General features: G+C 70.9%; 25 protein-coding genes and 1 riboswitch. Of the genes, 10 read left to right on the top strand and 15 right to left on the bottom strand.

All coding sequences use genetic code 11. The annotated features are described in order from the left end of the window. Nucleotides 1-41: 41 nt before the first annotated feature. The gene (locus QNI14_RS07680; protein ID WP_283715941.1) at nucleotides 42-674 is read right to left on the bottom strand and encodes an ECF transporter S component; all 633 of its coding nucleotides are present in this window, start codon (nucleotides 672-674) and stop codon (nucleotides 42-44) included. After that, a riboswitch (TPP riboswitch) is annotated at nucleotides 667-776 on the bottom strand. It overlaps the preceding gene by 8 nt. 58 nt (nucleotides 777-834) lie before the next feature. On the opposite strand from QNI14_RS07680, the gene QNI14_RS07675 reads away from it, so the two are divergent. Continuing rightward, on the top strand, nucleotides 835-2,283 hold the full coding sequence (locus QNI14_RS07675) for a D-alanyl-D-alanine carboxypeptidase family protein (RefSeq protein WP_283716158.1): 1,449 nt from the start codon (nucleotides 835-837) through the stop codon (nucleotides 2,281-2,283). A 29-nt stretch (nucleotides 2,284-2,312) separates the two neighbouring features. Here the strand turns inward: QNI14_RS07675 and QNI14_RS07670 are convergent, their stop codons facing one another. From QNI14_RS07670 to QNI14_RS07635, 8 genes are all read right to left on the bottom strand, one after another. Further along, complete coding sequence (locus QNI14_RS07670) at nucleotides 2,313-3,239, bottom strand: J domain-containing protein (RefSeq protein WP_283715940.1); 927 nt, start codon at nucleotides 3,237-3,239, stop codon at nucleotides 2,313-2,315. A 1-nt stretch (nucleotide 3,240) separates the two neighbouring features. Continuing rightward, on the bottom strand, nucleotides 3,241-4,305 hold the full coding sequence (locus QNI14_RS07665; protein WP_283715939.1) for an enoyl-CoA hydratase/isomerase family protein: 1,065 nt from the start codon (nucleotides 4,303-4,305) through the stop codon (nucleotides 3,241-3,243). A gap of 29 nt (nucleotides 4,306-4,334) precedes the next feature. Beyond that, nucleotides 4,335-4,808, bottom strand: coding sequence for a hypothetical protein (locus tag QNI14_RS07660; protein ID WP_283715938.1), 474 nt, complete (start codon nucleotides 4,806-4,808; stop codon nucleotides 4,335-4,337). Nucleotides 4,809-4,874: 66 nt separating this feature from the next. Then, nucleotides 4,875-5,705, bottom strand: a complete 831-nt coding sequence (locus tag QNI14_RS07655) for a uroporphyrinogen-III synthase (RefSeq protein WP_283715937.1) — start codon at nucleotides 5,703-5,705, stop codon at nucleotides 4,875-4,877. A gap of 175 nt (nucleotides 5,706-5,880) precedes the next feature. Beyond that, nucleotides 5,881-6,147 carry a hypothetical protein gene (locus QNI14_RS07650; RefSeq protein ID WP_283715935.1) on the bottom strand — a complete coding sequence of 89 codons (267 nt, stop codon included), beginning with the start codon at nucleotides 6,145-6,147 and terminating at the stop codon, nucleotides 5,881-5,883. Next, on the bottom strand, nucleotides 6,137-6,547 hold the full coding sequence (locus QNI14_RS07645; RefSeq protein WP_283715934.1) for a phage holin family protein: 411 nt from the start codon (nucleotides 6,545-6,547) through the stop codon (nucleotides 6,137-6,139). Before QNI14_RS07645 ends, QNI14_RS07650 begins: the two co-directional genes overlap by 11 nt. After that, nucleotides 6,544-6,978: a hypothetical protein gene (locus tag QNI14_RS07640; RefSeq protein ID WP_283715933.1), complete on the bottom strand. Its 435-nt coding sequence runs from the start codon at nucleotides 6,976-6,978 to the stop codon at nucleotides 6,544-6,546. The genes QNI14_RS07645 and QNI14_RS07640 overlap by 4 nt, the downstream gene beginning before the upstream one ends. An 88-nt stretch (nucleotides 6,979-7,066) precedes the next feature. Beyond that, nucleotides 7,067-8,476 (bottom strand): protoporphyrinogen/coproporphyrinogen oxidase, encoded by a 1,410-nt coding sequence (locus QNI14_RS07635; protein ID WP_283715932.1) that lies wholly within the window; start codon nucleotides 8,474-8,476, stop codon nucleotides 7,067-7,069. Nucleotides 8,477-8,526: 50 nt separating this feature from the next. On the opposite strand from QNI14_RS07635, the gene QNI14_RS07630 reads away from it, so the two are divergent. Then, nucleotides 8,527-9,102 carry an HhH-GPD-type base excision DNA repair protein gene (locus QNI14_RS07630; protein WP_283715931.1) on the top strand — a complete coding sequence of 192 codons (576 nt, stop codon included), beginning with the start codon at nucleotides 8,527-8,529 and terminating at the stop codon, nucleotides 9,100-9,102. A 1-nt stretch (nucleotide 9,103) separates the two neighbouring features. Then, complete coding sequence (locus QNI14_RS07625) at nucleotides 9,104-9,526, top strand: DUF1801 domain-containing protein (RefSeq protein WP_283715930.1); 423 nt, start codon at nucleotides 9,104-9,106, stop codon at nucleotides 9,524-9,526. Between the two features lie 51 nt (nucleotides 9,527-9,577). On the opposite strand, the gene QNI14_RS07620 is transcribed toward QNI14_RS07625, so the two are convergent. Both QNI14_RS07620 and QNI14_RS07615 read right to left on the bottom strand, forming a co-directional pair. After that, nucleotides 9,578-10,966 (bottom strand): glycine--tRNA ligase, encoded by a 1,389-nt coding sequence (locus QNI14_RS07620; protein ID WP_283715929.1) that lies wholly within the window; start codon nucleotides 10,964-10,966, stop codon nucleotides 9,578-9,580. A 198-nt stretch (nucleotides 10,967-11,164) separates the two neighbouring features. Continuing rightward, nucleotides 11,165-11,539 (bottom strand): DUF4870 domain-containing protein, encoded by a 375-nt coding sequence (locus QNI14_RS07615; RefSeq protein ID WP_283715928.1) that lies wholly within the window; start codon nucleotides 11,537-11,539, stop codon nucleotides 11,165-11,167. A 120-nt stretch (nucleotides 11,540-11,659) separates the two neighbouring features. Between QNI14_RS07615 and QNI14_RS07610 the strand changes: the two genes are divergently transcribed. From QNI14_RS07610 to QNI14_RS07595, 4 genes are all read left to right on the top strand, one after another. After that, entirely contained in the window at nucleotides 11,660-13,093 is a 1,434-nt protein-coding gene (locus QNI14_RS07610; RefSeq protein ID WP_283715927.1) for an SPFH domain-containing protein, read from the top strand. Beyond that, a complete protein-coding gene (locus QNI14_RS07605) occupies nucleotides 13,090-13,593 on the top strand; it encodes a hypothetical protein (protein ID WP_283715925.1) in 504 nt (167 codons plus the stop codon). The genes QNI14_RS07610 and QNI14_RS07605 overlap by 4 nt, the downstream gene beginning before the upstream one ends. A gap of 91 nt (nucleotides 13,594-13,684) precedes the next feature. Beyond that, on the top strand, nucleotides 13,685-15,085 hold the full coding sequence (locus QNI14_RS07600; protein ID WP_283715924.1) for an MFS transporter: 1,401 nt from the start codon (nucleotides 13,685-13,687) through the stop codon (nucleotides 15,083-15,085). A 71-nt stretch (nucleotides 15,086-15,156) separates the two neighbouring features. Then, nucleotides 15,157-15,426 carry a hypothetical protein gene (locus tag QNI14_RS07595; protein WP_283715923.1) on the top strand — a complete coding sequence of 90 codons (270 nt, stop codon included), beginning with the start codon at nucleotides 15,157-15,159 and terminating at the stop codon, nucleotides 15,424-15,426. Nucleotides 15,427-15,438: 12 nt separating this feature from the next. Here the strand turns inward: QNI14_RS07595 and menC are convergent, their stop codons facing one another. Then, nucleotides 15,439-16,575 (bottom strand): o-succinylbenzoate synthase, encoded by a 1,137-nt coding sequence (menC, locus tag QNI14_RS07590; RefSeq protein WP_283715921.1) that lies wholly within the window; start codon nucleotides 16,573-16,575, stop codon nucleotides 15,439-15,441. A gap of 23 nt (nucleotides 16,576-16,598) precedes the next feature. Then, a complete protein-coding gene (locus QNI14_RS07585; RefSeq protein ID WP_283715920.1) occupies nucleotides 16,599-17,291 on the bottom strand; it encodes a GNAT family N-acetyltransferase in 693 nt (230 codons plus the stop codon). Nucleotides 17,292-17,435: 144 nt separating this feature from the next. Here QNI14_RS07585 and QNI14_RS07580 point away from each other — a divergent pair, with 144 nt between their 5' ends. Then, a complete protein-coding gene (locus tag QNI14_RS07580) occupies nucleotides 17,436-18,290 on the top strand; it encodes a sulfurtransferase (RefSeq protein WP_283715919.1) in 855 nt (284 codons plus the stop codon). Between the two features lie 30 nt (nucleotides 18,291-18,320). On the opposite strand, the gene QNI14_RS07575 is transcribed toward QNI14_RS07580, so the two are convergent. Further along, nucleotides 18,321-18,668, bottom strand: coding sequence for a carboxymuconolactone decarboxylase family protein (locus QNI14_RS07575; RefSeq protein WP_283715918.1), 348 nt, complete (start codon nucleotides 18,666-18,668; stop codon nucleotides 18,321-18,323). Nucleotides 18,669-18,828: 160 nt separating this feature from the next. On the opposite strand from QNI14_RS07575, the gene purU reads away from it, so the two are divergent. Continuing rightward, nucleotides 18,829-19,707 (top strand): formyltetrahydrofolate deformylase, encoded by an 879-nt coding sequence (purU, locus tag QNI14_RS07570; RefSeq protein WP_283715917.1) that lies wholly within the window; start codon nucleotides 18,829-18,831, stop codon nucleotides 19,705-19,707. Between the two features lie 9 nt (nucleotides 19,708-19,716). Here purU and QNI14_RS07565 read toward each other — a convergent pair whose 3' ends face one another. Continuing rightward, the gene (locus QNI14_RS07565) at nucleotides 19,717-20,490 is read right to left on the bottom strand and encodes an SDR family NAD(P)-dependent oxidoreductase (protein WP_283715916.1); all 774 of its coding nucleotides are present in this window, start codon (nucleotides 20,488-20,490) and stop codon (nucleotides 19,717-19,719) included. 84 nt (nucleotides 20,491-20,574) lie between these two features. Here QNI14_RS07565 and QNI14_RS07560 point away from each other — a divergent pair, with 84 nt between their 5' ends. Then, complete coding sequence (locus tag QNI14_RS07560) at nucleotides 20,575-21,048, top strand: MarR family winged helix-turn-helix transcriptional regulator (RefSeq protein WP_283715914.1); 474 nt, start codon at nucleotides 20,575-20,577, stop codon at nucleotides 21,046-21,048. Nucleotides 21,049-21,074: the final 26 nt, after the last annotated feature.

The following is a 21,074-nucleotide window of genomic DNA, read 5'->3' as shown; positions in this document are numbered from 1 at the left end:
ACCTCGCGCGCGGACCGCGGCTGGGCGCGCGCGCTCCCCAGTCAGACCTCGTCCGCCTGTTCTCGACCCGACGCGAAGCGGCTCAGCGCGCCGGTCTTCGCGAGGGCGCGCACGAGCACCCACCCCACGACACCCGCGAGCACGGCACCGGAGATGACGACGCAGCCGAGGTAGATGGCATTGAACTCGAACGTCTTCAGGATGTTCGGGGAGTCGCCGTAGAACAGCTCGAAAATCCATGCTGCCGCTCCGGCCGCGGCGCCGGCTGCAGCCGCGACCCACAGCCCGAATCGGCGGTAGAGCAGGATGGCGAAGATGAGCTCTGCGCCCAGCCCCTGCACGAGCCCCGACAGCAGGGTCGACACGCCCCATACGTTGCCGAGCAGCATTGACACGATCGCCGCGACGACCTCGACAAGAAGGGCCGCGCCGGGTTTGCGGATGACGAGACCACCGATGACGCCGCCGATCAGCCAGATGCCGACGGCGAGGCCGCCGAGTCCGGGAGTCGCGGCATCCATCACCGAGAACCAGCCGTACCCGACTCCGTTCCAGAACCAGAACAGGAGTCCGACGGCGACGCCCAGCACGGCGGCGACGACGATGTCGACGACCCGCCAGCGGAAGCGCTGCGAAACGGTGGTGGACGTGGGTGCGTGCGTGGACGCGTGCATCGTTGCTCCTCCCTGCGCCGGCATGATCCGGATCAGGTTCGACGGTCGAAGCGTGGGTCGCTTCCTCTCAGCCCGGCTCACCGGACTCCCGTGGTTGTGCGATAAGTATATCCATGCGGCAGACCCGACCCGCGCGGGGCGCTACCGTTGATCAGTGACCATGGAAGACGCCACGCCGCTCACGCGCCGGCAGCTTCGCGCCCAGGCGGGCGACGCCCCTTCCGCCGCCTCGGACACGGATGCCGCCGACCTCGACGCGCCCGAAACGTCGCCCACCGACCCGCCACTCACCGCGACCGGTCGCATCGCCCTGACCTGGGTCGACGACGACGCGCTCCGACCGGAGCCCAGCCCGCAGACCTCCGAGTTCGAGCTCCTCCCCCCGCTGCGCCGTCCGCGTCGCCGGTTCGACGCGCGCATCGCCGTCGTGCCGACTGTCGCCGTTATCGCCCTCGCGATCGCCTACGTCGCCGGGATGCTGCTGTGGCCCCTCAGCGCGGTAGAACCGAACGTCACCACCGCCGAAGCGACGCCGCTGCGCGGCGGCGCTGCCTCGGTGGAGTGGCCGACCGACGGCGCAGGCGCGGTGTCGGTGTCGGGCTTCTCGACTGCGGCATCCACCGACGAATCGGTCCAGCTCGCCAGCCTCACGAAGCTCGTGACCGCGCTCGTGGTGCTCGATGAGGCGCCGCTCGAGGTCGGCGAGCAGGGCCCGTCGTACGACTTCGTGTTCGCCGACCGCAGCGAGTACTGGCAGTACATCGCAGAGAACCAGTCGGCACTCAACGTGCCCGACGGTGGATCGCTCACCCAGTACGAGCTGCTCCAGGGCATGCTCATCGCGTCGGCGAGCAACTACGCCGACCGCCTCGCGACCGAGCTCTTCGGCTCGGTCGAGGCGTACACCGACGCGGCGAACGCGTGGCTCGATGCGAACGGCCTCGCCGATGTGACCGTGACGGATGCCTCGGGCTTCGACCGCGACAACACGGCGACGCCTCGTGCGATCGTCGCGCTCGCGAAGCAGGCCATGGCGAACCCGGTCATCGCCGAGATCGTGGCGACGCCGTCGGCCGAGCTCGAGGGTGCCGGGTTCTTCGAGAACACGAACGAACTCCTCGGCACCGACGGTGTCGTCGGCATCAAGACGGGCAGCTACGGCGGGTATTACAACCTCGTGGCCGCGCGCACCGCGTCGGTCGGCGGCGAGGAGGTCACCATCTTCGGCGCCGTGACCGGACAGCCCACCGACGCGCTGCGCGTCGAAGAGGCCGCACGGCTGCTCGACGAGGTGACCGCGGATGCCGCGACGCCGTCGACGCTCGCCGCAGGCACCGTCGTCGCGAGTGTCACGACGGCCTGGGGCGCGTCGGCGAACATCGTCACCGACGCCGACGCATCGCTACTGCTGTGGAACGCGGCATCGGCCGAGACCGACGCCACCATCGACCTCGGCGATGAGCGCGCGGCGGGCGACGACGCGGGCACGCTGGCGCTCACCGGACCGGCCGGTGCGACCGAGGTCGGGCTCGTCCTCGATGACGCCGTCCCCGGCCCCGACATGTGGTGGCGGCTGAGCCACCCGCTGGAACTGCTCGGCATCATCTGAGCCGTGCCCCGAGTCACGCCGGCGCGCGGTCAGGCGAAGCGGACGCCCTGCTGCAGGCGGGTACGGACGTCGAACAGCTCGTTCCCGCCGATCTCGCGCGCGCCCGTGACGCCACGGCGCAGCACCGTCGACAGCGCGGCGCGGCCGACCACCGCGACCGGCAGTCCCTTGACCCTGCCGAGCTCCTCGATGGGGGATGCCACGTCGTCGTCGGGCAGCACGACGATCGCGCCGCTGAACTTCACCTTCAGCGCGCGGCCGAGTCCACGGGCGGCGAGCACGAGCCCCGCCACGGGGGCGCCCGAGATGACGTCGCCGATGAGCTCGCCACGCCGGGTGCGCACCGGACCGCCGAAGTCCTCGGACAGCACGGCGTAGAGCCCGCTCGGCCCGAGCACGATGTGGTCGAGCTTCAATTCGGGGGCGCGCGCGTCGGCCAGCACGTCGTGCCACACCGTGTACCCCATGCCGAGGTCGCCGACGATGCGGGCGGTCGCCTCCTCGGCGAGCGCGTCGGCGAGCAGGCGTCGCACGTCGTGCGGGGCGCTGCGCACGAGCGCCGGGTCGTAGGGGTCGGCGAGATCGACGCCGCGACCTGCCCACTCGCGGATGAGCCCGAGGTACCGCTCGCGCCGCCACCCGCCGGGCTGACCGAACGACCGCGCCTTGGGTCGGGTGTCGGCGGGACGAGACGGCGGCCGCCACTGCGGCGCGTCGGGTGCGAACGACTGCGCGTCACCGAAGCCGTGGCCGCGGTCGTACGACGCGCGCGCATCAGGTGTGCCGACGAGCTCCCACGCCCGCTGCACCTGCACGAACAGCGCGGCGTCCCCGCCGGTGTCGGGGTGGGTCTGCCGCAGCCGCAGGCGATAGGCCTTCCGCAGGTCGTCGTCGCTGACGTCCGGGGCGACCTGCAGCACCTCGTAGGCCGATGCCGAGAGCGGACTGTCGAACACGTCAGGCCGCCCAGAGCGGGATCGACGGCACGTGCGCGAGCGCCGATGCGGCGGCATCCGCGGGGACATCGGCGAGCGTCGAAGGCTGCCAGTGTGGCGAACGGTCCTTGTCGACGAGCTGGGCCCGGATGCCCTCGACGAGGTCGGGCTGCGTCGTCGCGAACCACTCGACGAGCGCGTACTCCTGCGCGAGCGCCGAGCGCAGATCTGGCAGCGACCGTGCTGCACGCACCGCCGCGAGGGTGACGGTCACGCCGGTCGGCGACAGCGACTCGATGAGATCGGCGGTCTCGGATGCCGCCGACTCGGGCCGCGCCCGCAGTCGCTCCACGATCTCGGGCACCGTGTCGCCCGCGAACGCGTCGTCGATCCAGGGCCGCGCCGCGGCGAGGCGCGACGGCTCGGGGGTCTCGTCGAACAGGAGCGTGATCTCGGTCGGGGTGTGCGGATCGGCGCGCGTGATGAGCGCGTGGTGCAGGTCGCCGAGCCGATCGGCGGGCACGAGGTGATCGGCGAACCCGGCGTAGGTCGCGTCGGCGGCATCCATCGTCCCGCCGGTGACCGCCAGGTACTCGCCGACGCGGCCCGGCGCGCGGGAGAGCAGCCACGAACCACCGACGTCGGGCGTGAACCCGATGCGGACCTCGGGCATGGCCAGCTGCGAACGCTCGGTCACGACGCGCACGGCGGCGTGGCCGGCGAGGCCGATGCCGCCGCCCATCGTGATGCCGTCGGCGAAGACGACGACCGGCTTCGGGTACTCAGCGATGCGCGCGTTGAGCGCGTACTCGTCGCGGAAGAACGTCATCGCACCGACTGCATCACCGGCGAGCACCTGCTCCCGCAGGCTGCGGACGTCGCCGCCGGCGCAGAAGCCGCGATCACCGGCGCCGTCGAGGAGCACGAGGGCGACGTCGGCGTCGTGCTCGAACGCGTCGAGCGCCGCACCGATTCCGAGGATCATCTCGTGATCGACCGCGTTGATCGCGCGCGGACGGTCGAGCGTCACGTGACCGACGCTGCCGTCGGTGCGCACCTGGAGCGTGGATGCCGCGGAGCCTGTCACTCCGGCAACGTTACCGGCAGCGGAGGCGGTCAGGCCTGTGCTGGACGGGGCGCGCGGGTACGAGCCGGTCGCGGTACCCGCGCGGCATCGGGTGCGCCGACGACCGGGATCTCGGTCGTCGTCAGGGCGACGACGTCGACCGGCTCGTCTCGGGCGTCGAGGCGAAGCGCCTGCACAAGGGCGAGGCCGTGGCGGGTCGTCAGCACAAGCCGCTGGAACTCCGGGTCGCCCTCGAGGTCGATGACGACCGATGCGCGACTGCGTCGCACGAGGACGAAGTCGTCGCCACCGGCGGACCGCCAGCGGCCCATCGCGAACGTCCGCGGCACGACCGTGCCGGGGGACGGCACACCGCGCAGCCACGTCCACGGGTCGTCGACGAGCTGCACTTTCGTGATGCTCGACCGCTCGACGCGCACCGACTCGCGGCGGAACGACAGCGCGCGCTCGGTGGCGGTGAGCGCGACTTCGAGTCGCGTCGAGTCCAGCAGCAGCGTCACCATGCCATCAGTCTGCCAAACCCGCGCGGCTGCGTGGATGCCCCGGCGGCAACGATCCGATTTCGACCGTCAGGAGTCGATGCGGGGGAACGATCCGGTCGGCGGTGCGGCGTCGATGACGGCCTGCGGCACCGGGAACTGCGACACTGCGGCGATGAGCCCGAGGACGCTCTGCTCCTTGGCGACGGCACTGACAGCGAGTCCGGCGCGGCGCGCGTCCTTCGCGGTGCGCGGACCGATCGCTGCGATCACGGTCGCCTCGGGGATGTCGGGGAACTGCTCGTGCACCTGCTCGGCGACCGAGCCGCTCGTGACGAGAATGGCGTTGATCCGCCCCGACCGCACGTCACCGGCGACCTTCTCGGTGACGGGGACGCCCACGGTTCGGTACGCGACGACGCTGCGTACGTCGTGGCCGGCTTCTTCGAGCAACCGGGTCAGCACGGGCTTCGCCAGCTCGCTGCGGAGGGTGAGCACGCGCGTCGGCTCGGGCTCGAGCGCGAGCAGCTGCGCCGCCATGCCGGCTGCGGAATTGTCGTCGTCGGGAACGAGGTCGACGCGGTACCCGACAGCCGTGAGTGCGGCCGCCGTGGTCTCACCGACGGCTGCGACGCGAGTGGATGCCGGGATCTCGGCACGGTACGCGTGGAGGACGTCGACCGTTGTCGAGCTGGTGAGGGTCACCCAGTCGAAGGCGCCCTCTGCGAGGTCGCGGAGTGCGGCCTCGAGGCTCGTCGGGTCTTCGGACGGAGCGAAGTTCACGAGCGGCGCGATGACCGGTGTCGCGCCCTGTGCGCGAAGTTCCGCGGCCACGCTGTCGCCCCACGGGCCACCACGAGGGACCAGCACACGTCGCCCCTTCAGAGGCTTCGGCGCGGAACCCGCAGCAGCTGTGTTCATGGTTCGACTCTCGTGTAGGCAATCGGCCACCCCGGATTGCGGACGGCCGACGGGTACGGGGTTGCCGCCACGCGGGTGCGCGGGCTCGGGACCGAATCGCCGGCAGCATACGCATCATCGCCGCTGCCTGCCTTGAGCATACCCCCGCGCTCGCGAGGGTCGGACGCAGGCCTCGTCAGCGCGTGTACAGGCGGACTGCACCCCACACGAGCGCACCGACCGCGACGGCCACGCCGACGGCGGCGAGTGCCGCACCGGTCGGGTTACGGTCTGCGAACAACCGGGCCTGCGCGCTCGCGCGCTCGGTCGCCTTGGCAGCGCGTTTCGGGAAGTTGGCCTTGTGCTCGATCGCGTGCAGCGCGGCCTTGAGTTCGGCGCGGGCACGCTCGACCGGGTCGGTGATGCCGTAGGGCACGGCGGTCCGGGGCAGCTCAGAACTCATCGGTGACCTCCTTGACGATACCCGCGTCGGTCTTGGCCGCCGACACGGGGTTCTCGCGGTTCGACATCTTCTTCACGCGGGCGAGACCCAGCAGCGCCAGCACTGCGACGAGCACGAGTCCGATGCCGACGAGGATCAGTGCGGCCAGCCACGGCGCCATCCAGGAGGACAGCCCGATGATGGTGAACGCACCGATCGCGGGAATCGTCCAGAACAAGACGAACAGCGCGAGGACGAACCAGAGGCCGACGACCCCGGCATCTTTGCCCGTCCGCACCGCCCACGCCTTCGCGGCATCGATCTCGGCGACGATCAGGTTGCGGATCAGCTCCGGCAGGTCGCCGATGAGCGACAGCAGTCCGTCGTCGCCTCGGTCACGGAATCCGCGAGGCGTGCTCATGAGCCCGAGGCCGACGGCTTCTTGGCGCGGCTGGCAGCGGGCTTCCGCGCCGTCGTGGTCTTCGAAGCGGTGGTGCTCTTCGACGCGGTCGTCGTGCGCTTCGCAGCTGACGACGTCGCCTCGGCGGCATCCTTCACGTCATCGGCGGTGTCACCGGCGGCGTCGAGAGCAGCATCGAGCTTCTGCCCGGGCGTGCCCTTCGTGGTGACCGCGCGGGTGACCTTGACGGCACCGTCCCACAGCACGCCGGGGACCGCGAATGCGGCCGACTTGCCGAGTTCGGACACCTTGTCGACCTGCTTCTGCACCGCTGGGGTGTTGTAGAGCTTGAGGTACGCGTCCTTGATCTGCTCGTAGCGTTCGCGTCCGGCGCGGGCGCCGAGCACGTAGCCCGCTGCGAGCCCGACGACGATTCCGATCTTGCCCTTCATGGCGATTCCTCACGTTGAAAGCGATGTGGTGCCGAGTGTTCAGCGTAGTCGGCATGCCGATGTCGGCATACTCCCCTTGACATCCGTCTCAGCGCGAGGCACCCTCGTCGCTCGAGCCCCAGAGCAGTGCCGACCGGAGCCGCTCCGACTCGGCCATCGCGCCGGCCGCGACGCGCGCGAGACCGTTGCCGCCGACCCACGCCCCGACGACCGCCAGCGCGGCCAGCGACCGGGTCGCCTCGCGGAGCGCGTCTCGAGCCGGCGATGTGGCCGATGAGGGGAGCGCGCGGGGAGCGACGACGCGATGGCCGCCCCGCACGGCGGAAAGATCGGCACCCAACAGCTCGGCGGCCGCGGCCCGCGCGAGGGCGATCACCTCGATGTCGCTCCGCCCGGACGCCGGAAGTGTGACGCGGATCACGTGCGGGTCACCCGACGCGTGCGGCCAGGTCGCCGTGGCGTGGACGACCGACAACGCCGCAGCGGTGCCGGGCACGGCGTACACGGCATGCCCGCGCGGTGCGGCATCCAACGCGGGCCCATCGACGAGCAGGGTGACGACGTCCACGTCGTCCGGTGACAGCGGCGAGCCGTCGGCCTCGGGAACGTGTGCGGCGAGCAATCGACGCGCGGGCGCCTCGGGCGTCGCCACGACGACGGCGGTCGCGTCGATGCGTTCGGGCCCGTCCTCGGTCGCAGCGGTGACGGTCCATCCGTCGTCACTCGCGGCGAGTTCCGTCACCTCGACACCGACCCGCACCTCCGCGCCGAGTTCGATGAGCCGCGTGACGAGGGCGGTGATGAGCGTCGACATGCCGCCGCGGAGCGTCGCGCGTGCCGGCGCGGCATCCGTTCCCAGTTGCGCGACCGCACCGGTCAGCGACCCGGTGCGCGTGAGTGCTTGGTTGAGCCCACGTGCGGCGGCGTCGACGTCGACCTCGTCGGGGTCGACCCCGTGGACGCCGAAGGTGAGGGGCGCGACCATCCGGTCGACGACGCGCGCGCCGAGCCGGGAGCGAACGAGCGCGCCGAGGCTGCGCTCCGCACCGATCGTGAGCGGCGGGCGGAGCCGGTCGAGGTAGGCCCGCCAGGCCCCTGCCCAGCCGATGATCCGGCGGGTGCGTTCGTCGAACGGATTCGACGGGATGCCGAGGATCGCTTCGGCGGGCATCGGGGCGACCCCGAACGGGCCGGCGACCCACGTGTCGGCATCACGAGCGGGGACCACGTGCTCGCTGAGCCCGAGGTCCGCGATGAGATCCGCGAGCACCCCCTGCGTCACGCGGTACCCGTCGGCGACCGTGTCGACGACGACACCGTCGAGATCGGCGCTGCCCACGAGACCGCCGACGCGCGCGTCCGCTTCGAGCACGGTGACGGCCATGCCGACCCGCGCGCACTCGAGCGCGGCGACGAGCCCCGCGAGCCCACCGCCGACGACCACCACGCGGGTGTGTGTGGCATGCGAGACGAGGTCGGCGGCGGCATCCGAGGTCATGGTTCCATCCTCCCCCACACGCCCTGCGGCCCGGATGGGAACATGGACGCATGGCACTGCACATCACCGGCGACGCCGCTGCCGACGCGCTCCTCACCGACGAACCCCTGGCCCTGCTCATCGGGATGCTGCTGGACCAGCAGATCGCGATGGAGACGGCCTTCGCAGGGCCGCTGAAGATCCGGGACCGCACCGGCGGTTTGGATGCCGCGGGCATCGCCGCCGCCGACCCCGAGGCGTTCACGGCGGCGTTCAGTCAGACGCCCGCGGTGCACCGCTTCCCCGGCTCGATGGCGGGCCGCGTGCAGGCGCTGTGCCAGGCGCTCGTCGATGATTGGGGCGGCAACGCCGCCGCGCTGTGGACGCAGGGCGACCCCGACGGGGCGACCGTGCTCAAGCGGTTGAAGGCGCTGCCGGGGTTCGGCGATCAGAAGGCGCGGATCTTCGTCGCACTCCTCGGCAAGCAGTACGGCTTCACCGGCGCCGGATGGCGCGAAGCAGCCGGCGCCTACGGCGAGGAGGGATCGTTCCGGTCGGTCGCCGACATCGTCTCGCCGGAGTCGCTCGCGAAGGTCCGCGAGCACAAGCGCGCCGCCAAGGCCGCTGCCAAAGAAGCGAGGGCCTGACGTGAAGCCGACCGGCGGGAGCGTCGGCGCGTTCATCGCCGCGGTGACGCCCGCGAAGCGGCAGCGCGACGCCGAGACGCTCGTGGCGCTGATGGCCGAGATCACCGGCCGCGAGGCCGAGCTCTGGGGCACGATCATCGGCTTCGGCAGCTGCCACTACCGCTACCCGACGGGCAACGAGGGCGACATGCCGCTGCTCGCGTTCGCACCGCGCAAGGCGTCGTCGACCATCTACCTCGACCAGGTCGCCGCCCACACCGAAGCGCTCGAGCGCCTCGGTCCGCACACCTCGAGCGTCGGCTGCCTGTACATCAAGGACCTCGAGCTCGTCGATCTCGACGTGCTCCGCGGAATCCTCGAGCAGACCTACGCCTGGACCCTCGCCGGCGGCGACGACTACGCCGCCATCACGGTCACGCGCTAAGGCACGGTCACGCGCTGAGGTGGATGCCGCGCTGCGCGGCATCCACTCGGGTCAGACGCCGCGGAGCTTGGGGGCGAGCCAGGCCTGCAGCCCGTCGAGCGACACGCGCTCCTGGGCCATCGAGTCGCGGTCGCGGATGGTGACCGCGTTGTCGTCGAGCGAGTCGAAGTCGACCGTGACGCAGAACGGGGTGCCGATCTCGTCCTGACGGCGGTACCGGCGACCGATGGCGCCGGCGTCGTCGAAGTCGACGTTCCAGCCGCTCGCACGGAGTTCGTCGGCGACCTGACGCGCCAGCGGCGAGAGGCGCTCGTTGCGGCTCAGCGGCAGGACGGCGACCTTGACCGGGGCGAGTCGCGGGTCGAGGCCGAGCACCGTGCGGGTGTCGGTGCCGCCCTTGGCGTTCGGCACCTCCTCTTCGCGGTACGCGTCGACGAGGAACGCCATCATGGCGCGGGTGAGGCCGAAGGACGGCTCGATGACGTACGGCACGTACGTCTCGCCCGAGGCCTGGTCGAAATACGTGAGCTTCGTGCCGGATGCCTCGATGTGCGACGACAGGTCGTAGTCGGTGCGGTTGGCGACGCCCATGAGCTCGCCCCACTCCTTGCCGGTGAAGCCGAAGCGGTACTCGACGTCGATGGTGCCGGCCGAGTAGTGGGCGCGGTCCTCTTCGGGCACGTCGAACTGGCGCATGTTCTCGGGGTCGATGCCGAGGTCGATGAACCAGTCCCAGCACGCCTGCACCCAGTGCTCGAACCACTGTGCGGCCTCAGCCGGCGGCGTGAAGAACTCGATCTCCATCTGCTCGAACTCGCGCGTGCGGAAGATGAAGTTGCCGGGGGTGATCTCGTTGCGGAACGCCTTGCCGACCTGGCCGATGCCGAACGGCGGCTTCTTGCGCGACGCGGTGAGCACGTTCGAGAAGTTCACGAAGATGCCCTGCGCGGTCTCGGGACGCAGGAAGTGCAGGCCGCTCTCGTCGCCGGTGACGCCGAGATACGTCTTCACGAGTCCCGAGAACGACTTCGGCTCGGTGTAGTTGCCCTTCGTGCCGCAGTTGGGGCACGGCACGTCGGCGAGACCGTTCTCTGCCTTGCGACCCTTGCGCGCCTCGTAGTCCTCGATGAGGGTGTCCTCGCGGAAGCGCTTGTGGCACTGCAGGCACTCGACGAGCGGGTCGACGAAGGTCGCGACGTGGCCCGACGCCTCCCAGACGCGCTTGGGCAGGATCACCGACGAGTCGAGGCCGACCATGTCGCCGCGACCGCGCACGAAGGTCTGCCACCACTGACGACGGATGTTCTCCTTGAGCTCCGTACCGAGGGGGCCGTAGTCCCACGCCGACCGCGATCCGCCGTAGATCTCGCCCGCCTGGAACACGAACCCGCGGTGGCGGGCGAGGGCGATGACTTTGTCGAGGCGGGACTGCTCGGCCACGGTGGCTCCAATGGTCGTTCGAGGGGATGTTGTCGCCGAATGGCGCGGCATCCATCCTACCGAGGGCTGCGACGGGTCCCCCGGCCCTCAGCCACCGAGAGAACAACCACGCGCCGAGGGCACGGCTGCGCCCCGTCCCCTCGGCGCGGAGATGTTCTTTCGCGGCGAGGTCAGCGTTGCGCGTGCTCGCGAGGGTGCTTACGAGACGAAGCGGATCGACAGTGGCGGCGTGTACCACTCCCCGCGATTCGCCTTCATCGCCGCGATGATCTCCACGACGAGGGCGAAGATCCCGACGGCCGGAGCAGTGAGGAAGCCGATCCCGACGAACATGAGCGGGACGGAGACGGCGATCGCGATCAGCACCGTCAGCTGGAAGTTCAACGCGCCCGCCGCGTGCGCGCGAATGAACGGCCCACGGTCGCGGAGGACGAGGTACGCCACGAGCGGTCCGAGCCACGACAGCACGATGCCGCTCACGTGGGTGAGCGTCGCCCAGAGTCGCTCGTCGGCGGGGCTCATCGGCGGGGTCGGGGCGTAGACCGGGTGTCCGGGCGGCGGAGGCGTCGTCATGCCGCCCAGCGTAGGGCGTGCGCGCGATGGGGAGTCCTCCCTCGCCGCAGCGGCATCCGAGCGGCTACGGTCGAAGGACGACATCGTCACGGTAGACATCGGAACTTCGGGGGAACCTTCATGGACGCACTCATCGCCGGCGGAGCACTCGTGATCGGCGCGATCGTCATCGTCGCCATCATCATCTTCATCATCATCCTGATGGTGGTACTCCGGGCCTGGTACAAGGTCGCGAAGGCCGACCAGGCGCTCGTCGTCGTCGGTAAGAGCCAGAAGAATGCGGCCGGCGACTCGTCGCGCATCTCCGTCATCACCGGCGGCGGCTCGCTCGTGAACCCCCTCACCCAGCGCGCCGAGATGATCTCGCTACGCGCACGCCAGATCAAGATGGAGCCGACGGCACAGGCATCCAACGGCGTCACGGTCATGGTCGCGGGCGTCGCGCTCGTGAAGATCGGCTCCGACCCCGAATTCGTCCGCCGCGCGGCCGAGCGCTTCCTGTCGCAGGACGGCGCGATCGAGCAGTTCACCACCGAGCAGCTCGAGGGTGCGCTCCGCGGCGTCGTCGCGACGCTGACCGTCGAGCAGCTGATGAAGGACCGACAGAAGCTGTCGGACCAGATCGCCGAGGGCATCAAGAGCGACCTGCTCTCGCAGGGCCTCATCCTCGACTCGTTCCAGATCCAGGGCATCACCGACAAGAACGGCTATATCGACGCCCTCGGCGCGACCGAGGTCGAGCGCGTCCGCCGCGAGGCCGAGGTCGCCCGCATCAACGCGGCCCGCGAGGTCAAGGCCCGCCAGATCGCCACCGACGAGGCCAACCTCATCGAGCAGACCGCGTACGACCGCAACACTGCAGAGGCCTCGGCCCAGGTCGGTCGCGCCCGCGCCGAGGCCGAGCAGGCCGAGGCCCTCGCCCGCGCCGAGCGCGAGCAGGCGGTGCTGCTGCAGCAAGCCGAGAACCGCCAGGCGCAGCTCGACGCCGACGTCAAGAAGGTCGCCGACGCGTCGCTCTACGAGCGGCAGCGCGCTGCCGACGCCGACGCGTACACGCAGGTCAAGGCGGCCGAGGCCCGCGCGCAGATCGCGGCTCAGGAGGCCGAGGCCACGCGCCTTCGCGCCCAGGCCGACGCCGACGCCGTCCGCGTCGAGGGTGAGGCCCGCGCCGGTGCCATCCAGGCCGAGGCCGCGGCCATCGCGCAGAACCAGGAGGCGCTGCTCGCCCAGCGCGCCATCGAGGCGCTCGTGCCCCTCATGACCGAGTTCGCCCGCGGCTTCGACAAGGTCGGCTCGATCACCGTCCTCGGCGGCGAGGGCGCGTCGAGCCACATCGCCGGCGAGAGCGCCTCGAGCATGCGCGCCACGTTCGACGCCGTGCAGGCCGCCACCGGCCTCGACCTGCGGCAGATCATCCAGGGCCAGGCGACCGGCCGCGGCATGGCGCAGGGCCTGCAGAGTGACAGCCCGGCTGCTCCGGCACCGGCGGCGACCGCGGCATCCGCTCCGGCCAGCACGCCCGACATCGCAGCACCCTCGCCGGACGAGGTATGACCGACGCCGGCGAGGAGCGGGAGGTCGTCGCAGACGCCGCCCTCTCCTCGCGGCTCGCGGGCGCCTATCTGCGGTGGATGCTGCGCAGGCCGGTGTGGCTCGTGATCGAGGCGGCCGCGGTGATCCTGCTCTTCGTTGCAGCTGGGCTCGCGGTCGCCACAAGCGATGCGACGCTCCTCGTCTTGGTCGCGCTCTGGGACGTGCTCGTCCTGGGGATCTTGCTCTGGACATACCTGCTGACCCGCTCGAACATCCGCCGCGCCTACCCGGTCGGGTCGACGATCGGCGTCCGCGTCGGCGATGACGAGCTCCACATGACGTCGCCGCTCGGCACGAGCAGCATCCGCTTCTCGGCCTTCCGCGACGCCATCACGGTCGGCGACGCGGTGCTGCTGACGACGCGGTCCCGTGGCACCGGCGTGCCGGTGCTGCCGAGGATCCTTTTCCCCGACCAGGAGCTCGCCCGACTCCGAGACCGCATCGCCGCCGCGCGCGTCTGACCCACCTCGAGCCGACGCCCTCGACCTACTCGGACGGCGATAGCCTGATCGGATGCCCGATGGAGACGATGACAGACGCAGACTCTCCCGGATGCCACGACAAGGGGTCATCGTCGCCGTCTTGTCGATCGCGGGACTCTGCTCGTCGTTCATGTTCACGCTGGTCGTCCCGATCCAGTCGAAGCTCCCGGAGCTCCTGAACGCCAGCCGCGAGGACACCGCCTGGGTGGTCACGGCGACCCTGCTGGCATCCGCCGTGTTCACCCCCATCGCCGGGCGGCTCGGTGACATGTACGGCAAGCGCCGCATCATCCTCGCCCTGCTCGCGCTCCTCGTCGCCGGCTCGATCATCGCGGCGGTCTCGACCGGCATCGTCGGCGTCATCATCGGCCGCGCCCTCCAGGGCGCCGTGGTCGGTGTCGTCCCACTCGGCATCGCGATCATGCGCGATGTGCTCCACGAAGCCCGTGTCGACACCGCGATCGCGCTGATGTCGGCGACACTCGGTGTCGGCGGCGCGCTCGGCATGCCGATCAGCGCGCTCATCACCGAGACGAGCGACTGGCACATGCTGTTCTGGGCGTCGGCCGCCCTCGGCGCCGTCGTCTTCGTCGCGGTCCTGAAGATCGTGCCGGTCAGCACGCTGCGCGCACCGGGACGCTTCGATGTCCCCGGTGTCGTGGGCCTCGCGGTCGGACTCACCGGCATCCTGCTCGCGATCTCGCGCGGCAACGAGTGGGGCTGGCTGTCGCCGGCGACCCTGCTGTGCGGGCTCGGCGGCATCGGCGTGCTGCTGCTGTGGGGCTGGTACCAGTTGCGCACCACCGACCCGCTCCTCGACCTGCGGGTCGCTGCACGCCCCGCCGTGCTGTTCACGAACCTCACCTCGGTGGCGATGGGCTTCGCACTGTTCTCGTCGAACGTCTCGTACCCGCAGCTGCTCGAGCTGCCGACCGCGGCCGGCGGATTCGGGCTGTCGCTGATCGCCGCCAGCCTGGTCGTCATGCCGGCCGGCCTCGTGATGATGGTGATGTCGCCGTTCTCCGCACGGATGGCGCGCACCGTCGGTCCGAAGCTGCTGCTCATCCTCGGCGCCTGCGGCATCATGTCGGCGTACGCGTTCTCGCTGCTGTGGACGAGCGAGGTGTGGCACGTGCTCGTCGCGAACCTCCTCATCGGTGTGGGCATCGGCTTCGGCTTCGCCGCGATGCCAATGCTCATCATGCGGTCCGTCCCCCGTGAGGAGACGGGCGCCTCGAACGGCCTCAACGCCCTGTTCCGGTCGCTCGGCACCTCGACCGCGTCCGCGGTCATCGGCGCTGTGCTCGCGACGTTCGCCGTCACGCGCGACGGGGTCGCCGTGCCGACGCCGCAGGCGTTCCAACTCTCGTTCGTGTTCGGCCTGGTCGCGGCTGTCGTCGCGCTGACGATCGCGTTCTTCATCCCCCGCAATCGCGACCCGCACGAAGCGCACCCGTCACTGCCGCACTGATCCTGTAGCACGGATGCTGCAGGCGTGGCATCCGCTCGACGCGACCGCCGCCGGGCCCCGACAATGGGTGCATGACCTACGCGACCGAACCCCGCCGCAACCCGACCGCTTGGGCCGCCTTCTGGGTGGGACTCGTCGGCCTGCTGCTCATGCCGATCCCCGCGTTCATCGGCTTCTTCCTCGGTGGCGGGCTGTCGCTCGTCGCCGCGGTGCTCGTCGTGATCGCCCTCTTGAAGGGCCTTGCGCGCCGCGGCAAGGGCATCGCCCCGGTGGTGTTCGCGGGCATCTTCGTCCTGCTCACGTGGGGCGGCATCTCGGTCGGCGGCGGCATCTGGTGGTGACCGCCGCGGCGCTCAGCGCCGCAGCGTGAGACTCTCGACTGTGAACGCGTCGAGCGCGTCGCGGTCGATCTCGACGCCGAGTCCCGGTCCGGTCGGCACGCGGACGTGGCCGTCTTCGAGGACGGCGGGCTCGGTCACGATGTCGCGGGCATAGAACCGATCGGATGCCGACACGTCACCCGGCAGCGTGAACGCGGGCAGCGCCGCGAGCGCGGCGTTCGCGGCCCGGCCGACGCCGGTCTCGAGCATGCCGCCGCACCACACCGGTACGCCGGCCGCCTCGCACAGGTCCGCGATGCGGACGGCTTCGAGATACCCGCCCACGCGACCGGCCTTCACATTGATGACGGTGGTCGAGCCGAGGGCGAGCGCGTCGCGCGCGGCCTTCGCGGAGGTGATCGACTCGTCGAGGCAGATGGGCGTCCGCAGCTGCTGCGCGAGCGCGGCGTGGTCGACGATGTCGTCCTCCTGCAGCGGCTGTTCGATGAGCAGCAGTCCGAACCGGTCGAGGCGGGCGAGCAGGTCGGCGTCGGCGAGTGTGTACGCGGAGTTCGCGTCGACCTGCAGCGGGATGTCGGGGAACGCCGCCCGCACCGCCGCGGTGTCGTCGATGTCGCGCCCGGGGCGGATCTTGATCTTGATGCGCACGTACCCCTCGTCGAGGTAGCCGCGGACGGTCTCGACGAGCGCTTCGGGATCGGCCTGGATGCCGACGCTCACCCCCGACGGCACCGTCTCGCGCACAGCGCCCAGGTACGACGCGAACGAGCGACCCTCGGTGCGGAGCGCGGCATCCAGCACCGCCAGCTCCAGCCCCGCCTTCGCCATCCGGTGCCCGACGACGTGCTCGAGTGCACCCGCGACCTCCTCGGGAGCGATCGCGTCGCACGCGAGGAGCGCCGGGGCGAGCCACCGCCTCGCGACGTCCCACGCGCCGTGCGTGTACTCGCTCGAGTACGAGGGCATGTGCTGCGTGACGATCTCGCCCCAGCCCGAGACACCGTCGGCCGTGTCGGCGCGGACCACGATGACCTCGCGGACCGTCTCGGTGCCGAACGACGTCGTGAAGGGACTGACCAGCGGGATGTGCAGCACCCGCAGTTCGACCTGCTCGAGACGGACGGATGCTGCGGGCGCGTCGATCGGCATGGCGCCAGGCTACGGGGTCGCTGTCAGGGCCGGGTGAAGAGATAGCCCTCGCCGGAGCGGAAGCCGCCGACCACGAGCCCGGCGTCGTGCTGCGCGCGGAAGGCGTCGCGCACGCGTAGCCGCCACGCGGCCGCCTCCTGCGGGTCCGACACCCGCAGCGCTTCGATGTCGTGCGGCAGCTCGACGACCGCGACGACGTCGGCGGGCTCAGGGTTCCGCTGCGGCGACGCGAGGTGCCACGCGACGTGCAGGCGGTCGCTCTCTTCGCCTGCGTTGACACCGTCGTCCATCGCGCCGTAGTGGTGCACGAGGTAGTCGGTGACGCGGGCGCCGAGCACCTCGAGGTTGAAGTGCGCGTTCCGCGCGATGAGCGGGTCGAACGTCCACGTGATCGTGCCGACGTCGCGCGCGAACGCCCACTCGCGCTGGTGCTGCTTCAGCGCGCGGCCGATGCCCCGCGCCTGGAACCCGGGCAGCACCCCGGTGACGTGCGAGTGCATGCTGCGCGCCGCAGGTGGACCGAAGAACGCAGCGGATGCCGCAACCATACGCTCGCCCTCGAAGACGCCGACGACGTAGTTGCCGGAGTGCTCCAGCGCACGGAGGAGATTCGGCGGCATGCCGCCGTCGGGCGACCCCCACACCGCGCCGAAGACCCGGCTCGCGAGGACGATGTCCTCGATCGTGTGCAGTTCGCGGATGTCGAGGTCGACCATGCCGCCACCGTACCCGCAGCACGGACACCCTGGCTGTCGCACCCTCCCCGCGCCACGCACGACTGTTGCGCCGTATGACGGCGTGCGTTTCGGCATGTTTCCTCACGGGAGGCGGTGCTGCGGGATCGACGTGAGGCTCGACCCGTGGCATCCCTCCTCTCGGTCGACGACATCGACGTCGCCCGCGCGTCCGGGCGGACGGTGCGGCTGCTCGACGTGCGCTGGCGGCTCGATCTGCCGGAGGGGCGCCCGGCCTACGTTGCGGGGCACCTGCCCGGCGCGGTGTACGTCGACCTCGAGCGAGAGCTGGCGAGTCCGGGGCACCCCGAGCTCGGGCGGCATCCGCTCCCCGACGTCGATGACCTCCGCGCCTCGGTGCGCCGGTGGGGCATCGACCGCGGCGACCTTGTCGTCGCGTACGACGACAACGACGGTGTCGCGGCCGCGCGTGCCTGGTGGCTGCTACGGCGGCGCGGTATCGACATCCGCGTGCTCGACGGCGGGATCGGCGCGTGGATCGCGGCGGGGCTCCCGCTGCAGACCGGCGACGTCGCCGTCGCACCGGGGAACGCCGACGTGATCGACGCGGACCCCGGCGAGATCTCGCTTACCGATGTCGCCCGCCTGCCCCGCCACGGGGTACTCGTCGACGTGCGGAGCCCCGAGCAGTATCGGGGCCGGGCCGCGGCGCTCGACCCGGTCGGCGGTCACATCCCCGGCGCGATCAACCTGCCGGCGGTCTCGCACATGCTGCCGGACGGCCGCCTGCGGGCGCCGGCCGAGATCGCCGCGACGCTCGAAGCGCACGGTATCCGCCCCGGCACACCCGTCGCGGTGTACTGCGGCTCGGCCGTCGCGTCGGCGCACTCCGCGCTCGCCTACGAGCTCGCCGGCGTCGACGCGCGGGTCTACACCGGGTCGTGGAGCCAGTGGTCGCGCACCAGCGGACAGCCGGTGGCGACCGGGCCCGGGCCGTGGGACGTCACCGTCTCGGCCTGAGCCCAGTCGCCCTGAACACTGCGCAGCGTGTCAGTGCTGGTGCGGCGGGTTCTCGGCCAGCTTGAAGGCGAGTCGGCCATGCGTGAAGCCGCCGCCGGCGCGGATCGCGGTCGCGACCCACGAGGTCTCTGCGAGCTCGGCCTTCGTCGCCCCGGCGCGCAGTGCCGCCTGCGTGTGGCTGTCGATGCAATACGCGCACTGCGTGGTCACGCCGACGGCGAGCGCGATGAGCTCGCGGTACTTCAGCGGGATCTCGCGGCCCTCCGTCGCGAAGACGGCGCCATTGAACGCCGCCCACGTCTGCAGGATGTCGGGGGTCTCCTCCTTGTAGACGCGGGTGTACGCGGCGTCGCCGGTGCGGTCGAAGAAGTCGGTCACGAGTGCTCCTCGGTGTCGGTGGTCATGGCGGGCACAGGGCGCCCGTTCCGACCCTAGGGACGAGCGGATGCCGCCCGGGCCGCCGCCGTCATCCGGCGACACAGCCGCGGTGCGGCTGCTGCGGTCGGCGGCATCCGCTCGTTCAGGGCAGAATCGAGGGATGACGTCGCCTGCGCCGCAGCTGCACCCCGCCCACGCCTGCCTGATCGTGCACGGCAAGGACACCCCGGGGATCATCGCGGCCGTGTCGGCGATGATCACCCGCATCGGCGGCAACATCGTCGCGTTCGACCAGTACTCCGACGACCCGCGGGGCGGGGCGTACTTCCAGCGGGTCGTGTTCCACCGCCCCGACTTCGCGGCCGCGCGCCCGCAGATCGAGGCCGAGATCGCGACGACGCTCGAGCCGTTCGAGCTGGAGTGGTCGCTGACCGACCAGTCGGTACCCAAGCGCATGGCGATCCTCGCGTCGAAGCAGGACCACTGCCTGCTCGACCTCTTGTGGCGCAACCGCCGCGGCGAGCTGCCGACCACGATCCCGATGGTCATCTCGAACCACACGACCTCTGCCGAGGACGTTCGCTCGTTCGGTGTGCCGTTCTTCCACGTGCCGTCGGTGCCCGGCCCCGACAAGTCGGCATCCGAGGCGAAGATCCTCGAGCTGCTGAAGGGCAACGTCGACTTCGTCGTGCTCGCCCGCTATATGCAGATCCTGTCGCCGGCGTTCCTCGAAGAGCTCGGCGTGCCGGTCATCAACATCCACCACTCCTTCCTGCCCGCGTTCATCGGCGCCGAGCCGTACCGCAAGGCGAAGGAGCGCGGCGTGAAGCTCATCGGCGCGACGAGTCACTACGTGACCGGCGACCTCGACGAGGGGCCGATCATCGAGCAGGACACCATCCGCGTGACCCACGGCGACACGGTCGAGGAGCTCGTCCGCCGCGGTGCCGACGTCGAGCGTCAGGTGCTCTCGCGCGCGGTGCGCTGGCACGCCGACGACCGCGTCATCCGCCACGGGAACCACACGATCGTCTTCTGACGCGGGGCGCTAGAGCGTCGTCGTGAGCACGCCGCCGTCGGCGCGGAGCGCTGCGCCGTTCGTGGCCGAGGCGAGCGGGCTGGCGAGGTAGGCGACGAGACTCGCGATCTCGGCGGGCTCGATGAACCGCTCGAGCAGGCTCGTGCGGTTCTGCCCGATGACGGCGGCTTTGGTCGCCTCCGCGGGAGCTCCCTGCGCTTCGGCGATGGATTCGACGACGGATGCCACGCCGTCGGAGTACGTCGGTCCGCCGAGCACCGTGTTGACGGTGACCGCGGTGCCACGGGTGAGCTTCGCGAGCCCGTTGCCGAGCGCGATCATCGCGGCCTTCGTGACGCCGTAGGGGATCATGTCGGCGGGCACGTTGACGCCGGACTCGCTCGCGATGTTGACGATGCGTCCCCAGCCGCGCTCGAGCATGCCCGGCAGCACCTCGCGCGAGAGCCGCACGGCGCTCATGAGGTTCACGTCGAGGTACCGCTGCCACTCGTCGTCGCCGAGGGCCGCGAAGTCGGTGAGCTCGAACAGGCCCGCGTTGTTCACGAGGATGTCGACCTCGCCCAGCTCGCCGATGACGCCCGAGACGTCGCCGACGACGGCCGAGACGTCGGCGTCCGGCACCTCGTCGCGGATGCGCAGGGCCGCGGCATCCGTCCGACCCTGGTCGCGACCGTTGAGCACGACGGCGGCGCCTTCGGCCGCGAGCGCGGTGGCGATCGCGAAGCCGATGCCCTGTGTCGATCCGCTGATGAACGAGCGCTTGTGGCGCAGCTGGAGATCCACGTCTTCTCCCTCCGTTGACTTGCTTAGGAAAGTCAGGCTACGTCCATTCACTTGCTTGAGCAAGTCATGTCGTACACTGAAGGCATGCCCAGCCACGCACTCGAACCCGCCGAACTCGAGACCTGGGCGTCACTCGCGACGCTGCTCGAGTGGCTCCCGGCCGCGCTCGACGCGCAGCTGCAACGCGACGCGGGCCTCACTCACTTCGAGTACGGCGTGCTTTACGCGCTCGCGCACGCCGACGACCGGACGCTCCGGATGAGCGTCCTCGCCGGGTACGCGCACAGCACGCTCTCGCGCCTGTCGCGAGCGGCGACCCGCCTCGAGGCACGCGGGCTCCTGCGGCGCGAGACCGACCCGTCCGACGGCCGGTACACGCTCGCCGTGCTGACGGACGCCGGTGCCGACGCGCAGCGCGCGGCCGCGCCCGGGCACGTGGAACTCGTCCAGCGGGTCGTCTTCGGCGCACTCACCGACGCGCAGGCACGGCAGCTCGGCGGCCACACCCGCAAGATCCTCGCCGCCCTCGACGGCGACCGTGGATGGCGGCCCGCCTGATTCGCGGCATCCTGTCGAGAATCGAC

Source organism: Microbacterium dauci, assembly GCF_030065535.1.
GTDB classification, from domain to species: Bacteria; Actinomycetota; Actinomycetes; order Actinomycetales; family Microbacteriaceae; genus Microbacterium; species Microbacterium dauci.
This window is presented reverse-complemented; position numbering and strand designations above follow the sequence as displayed.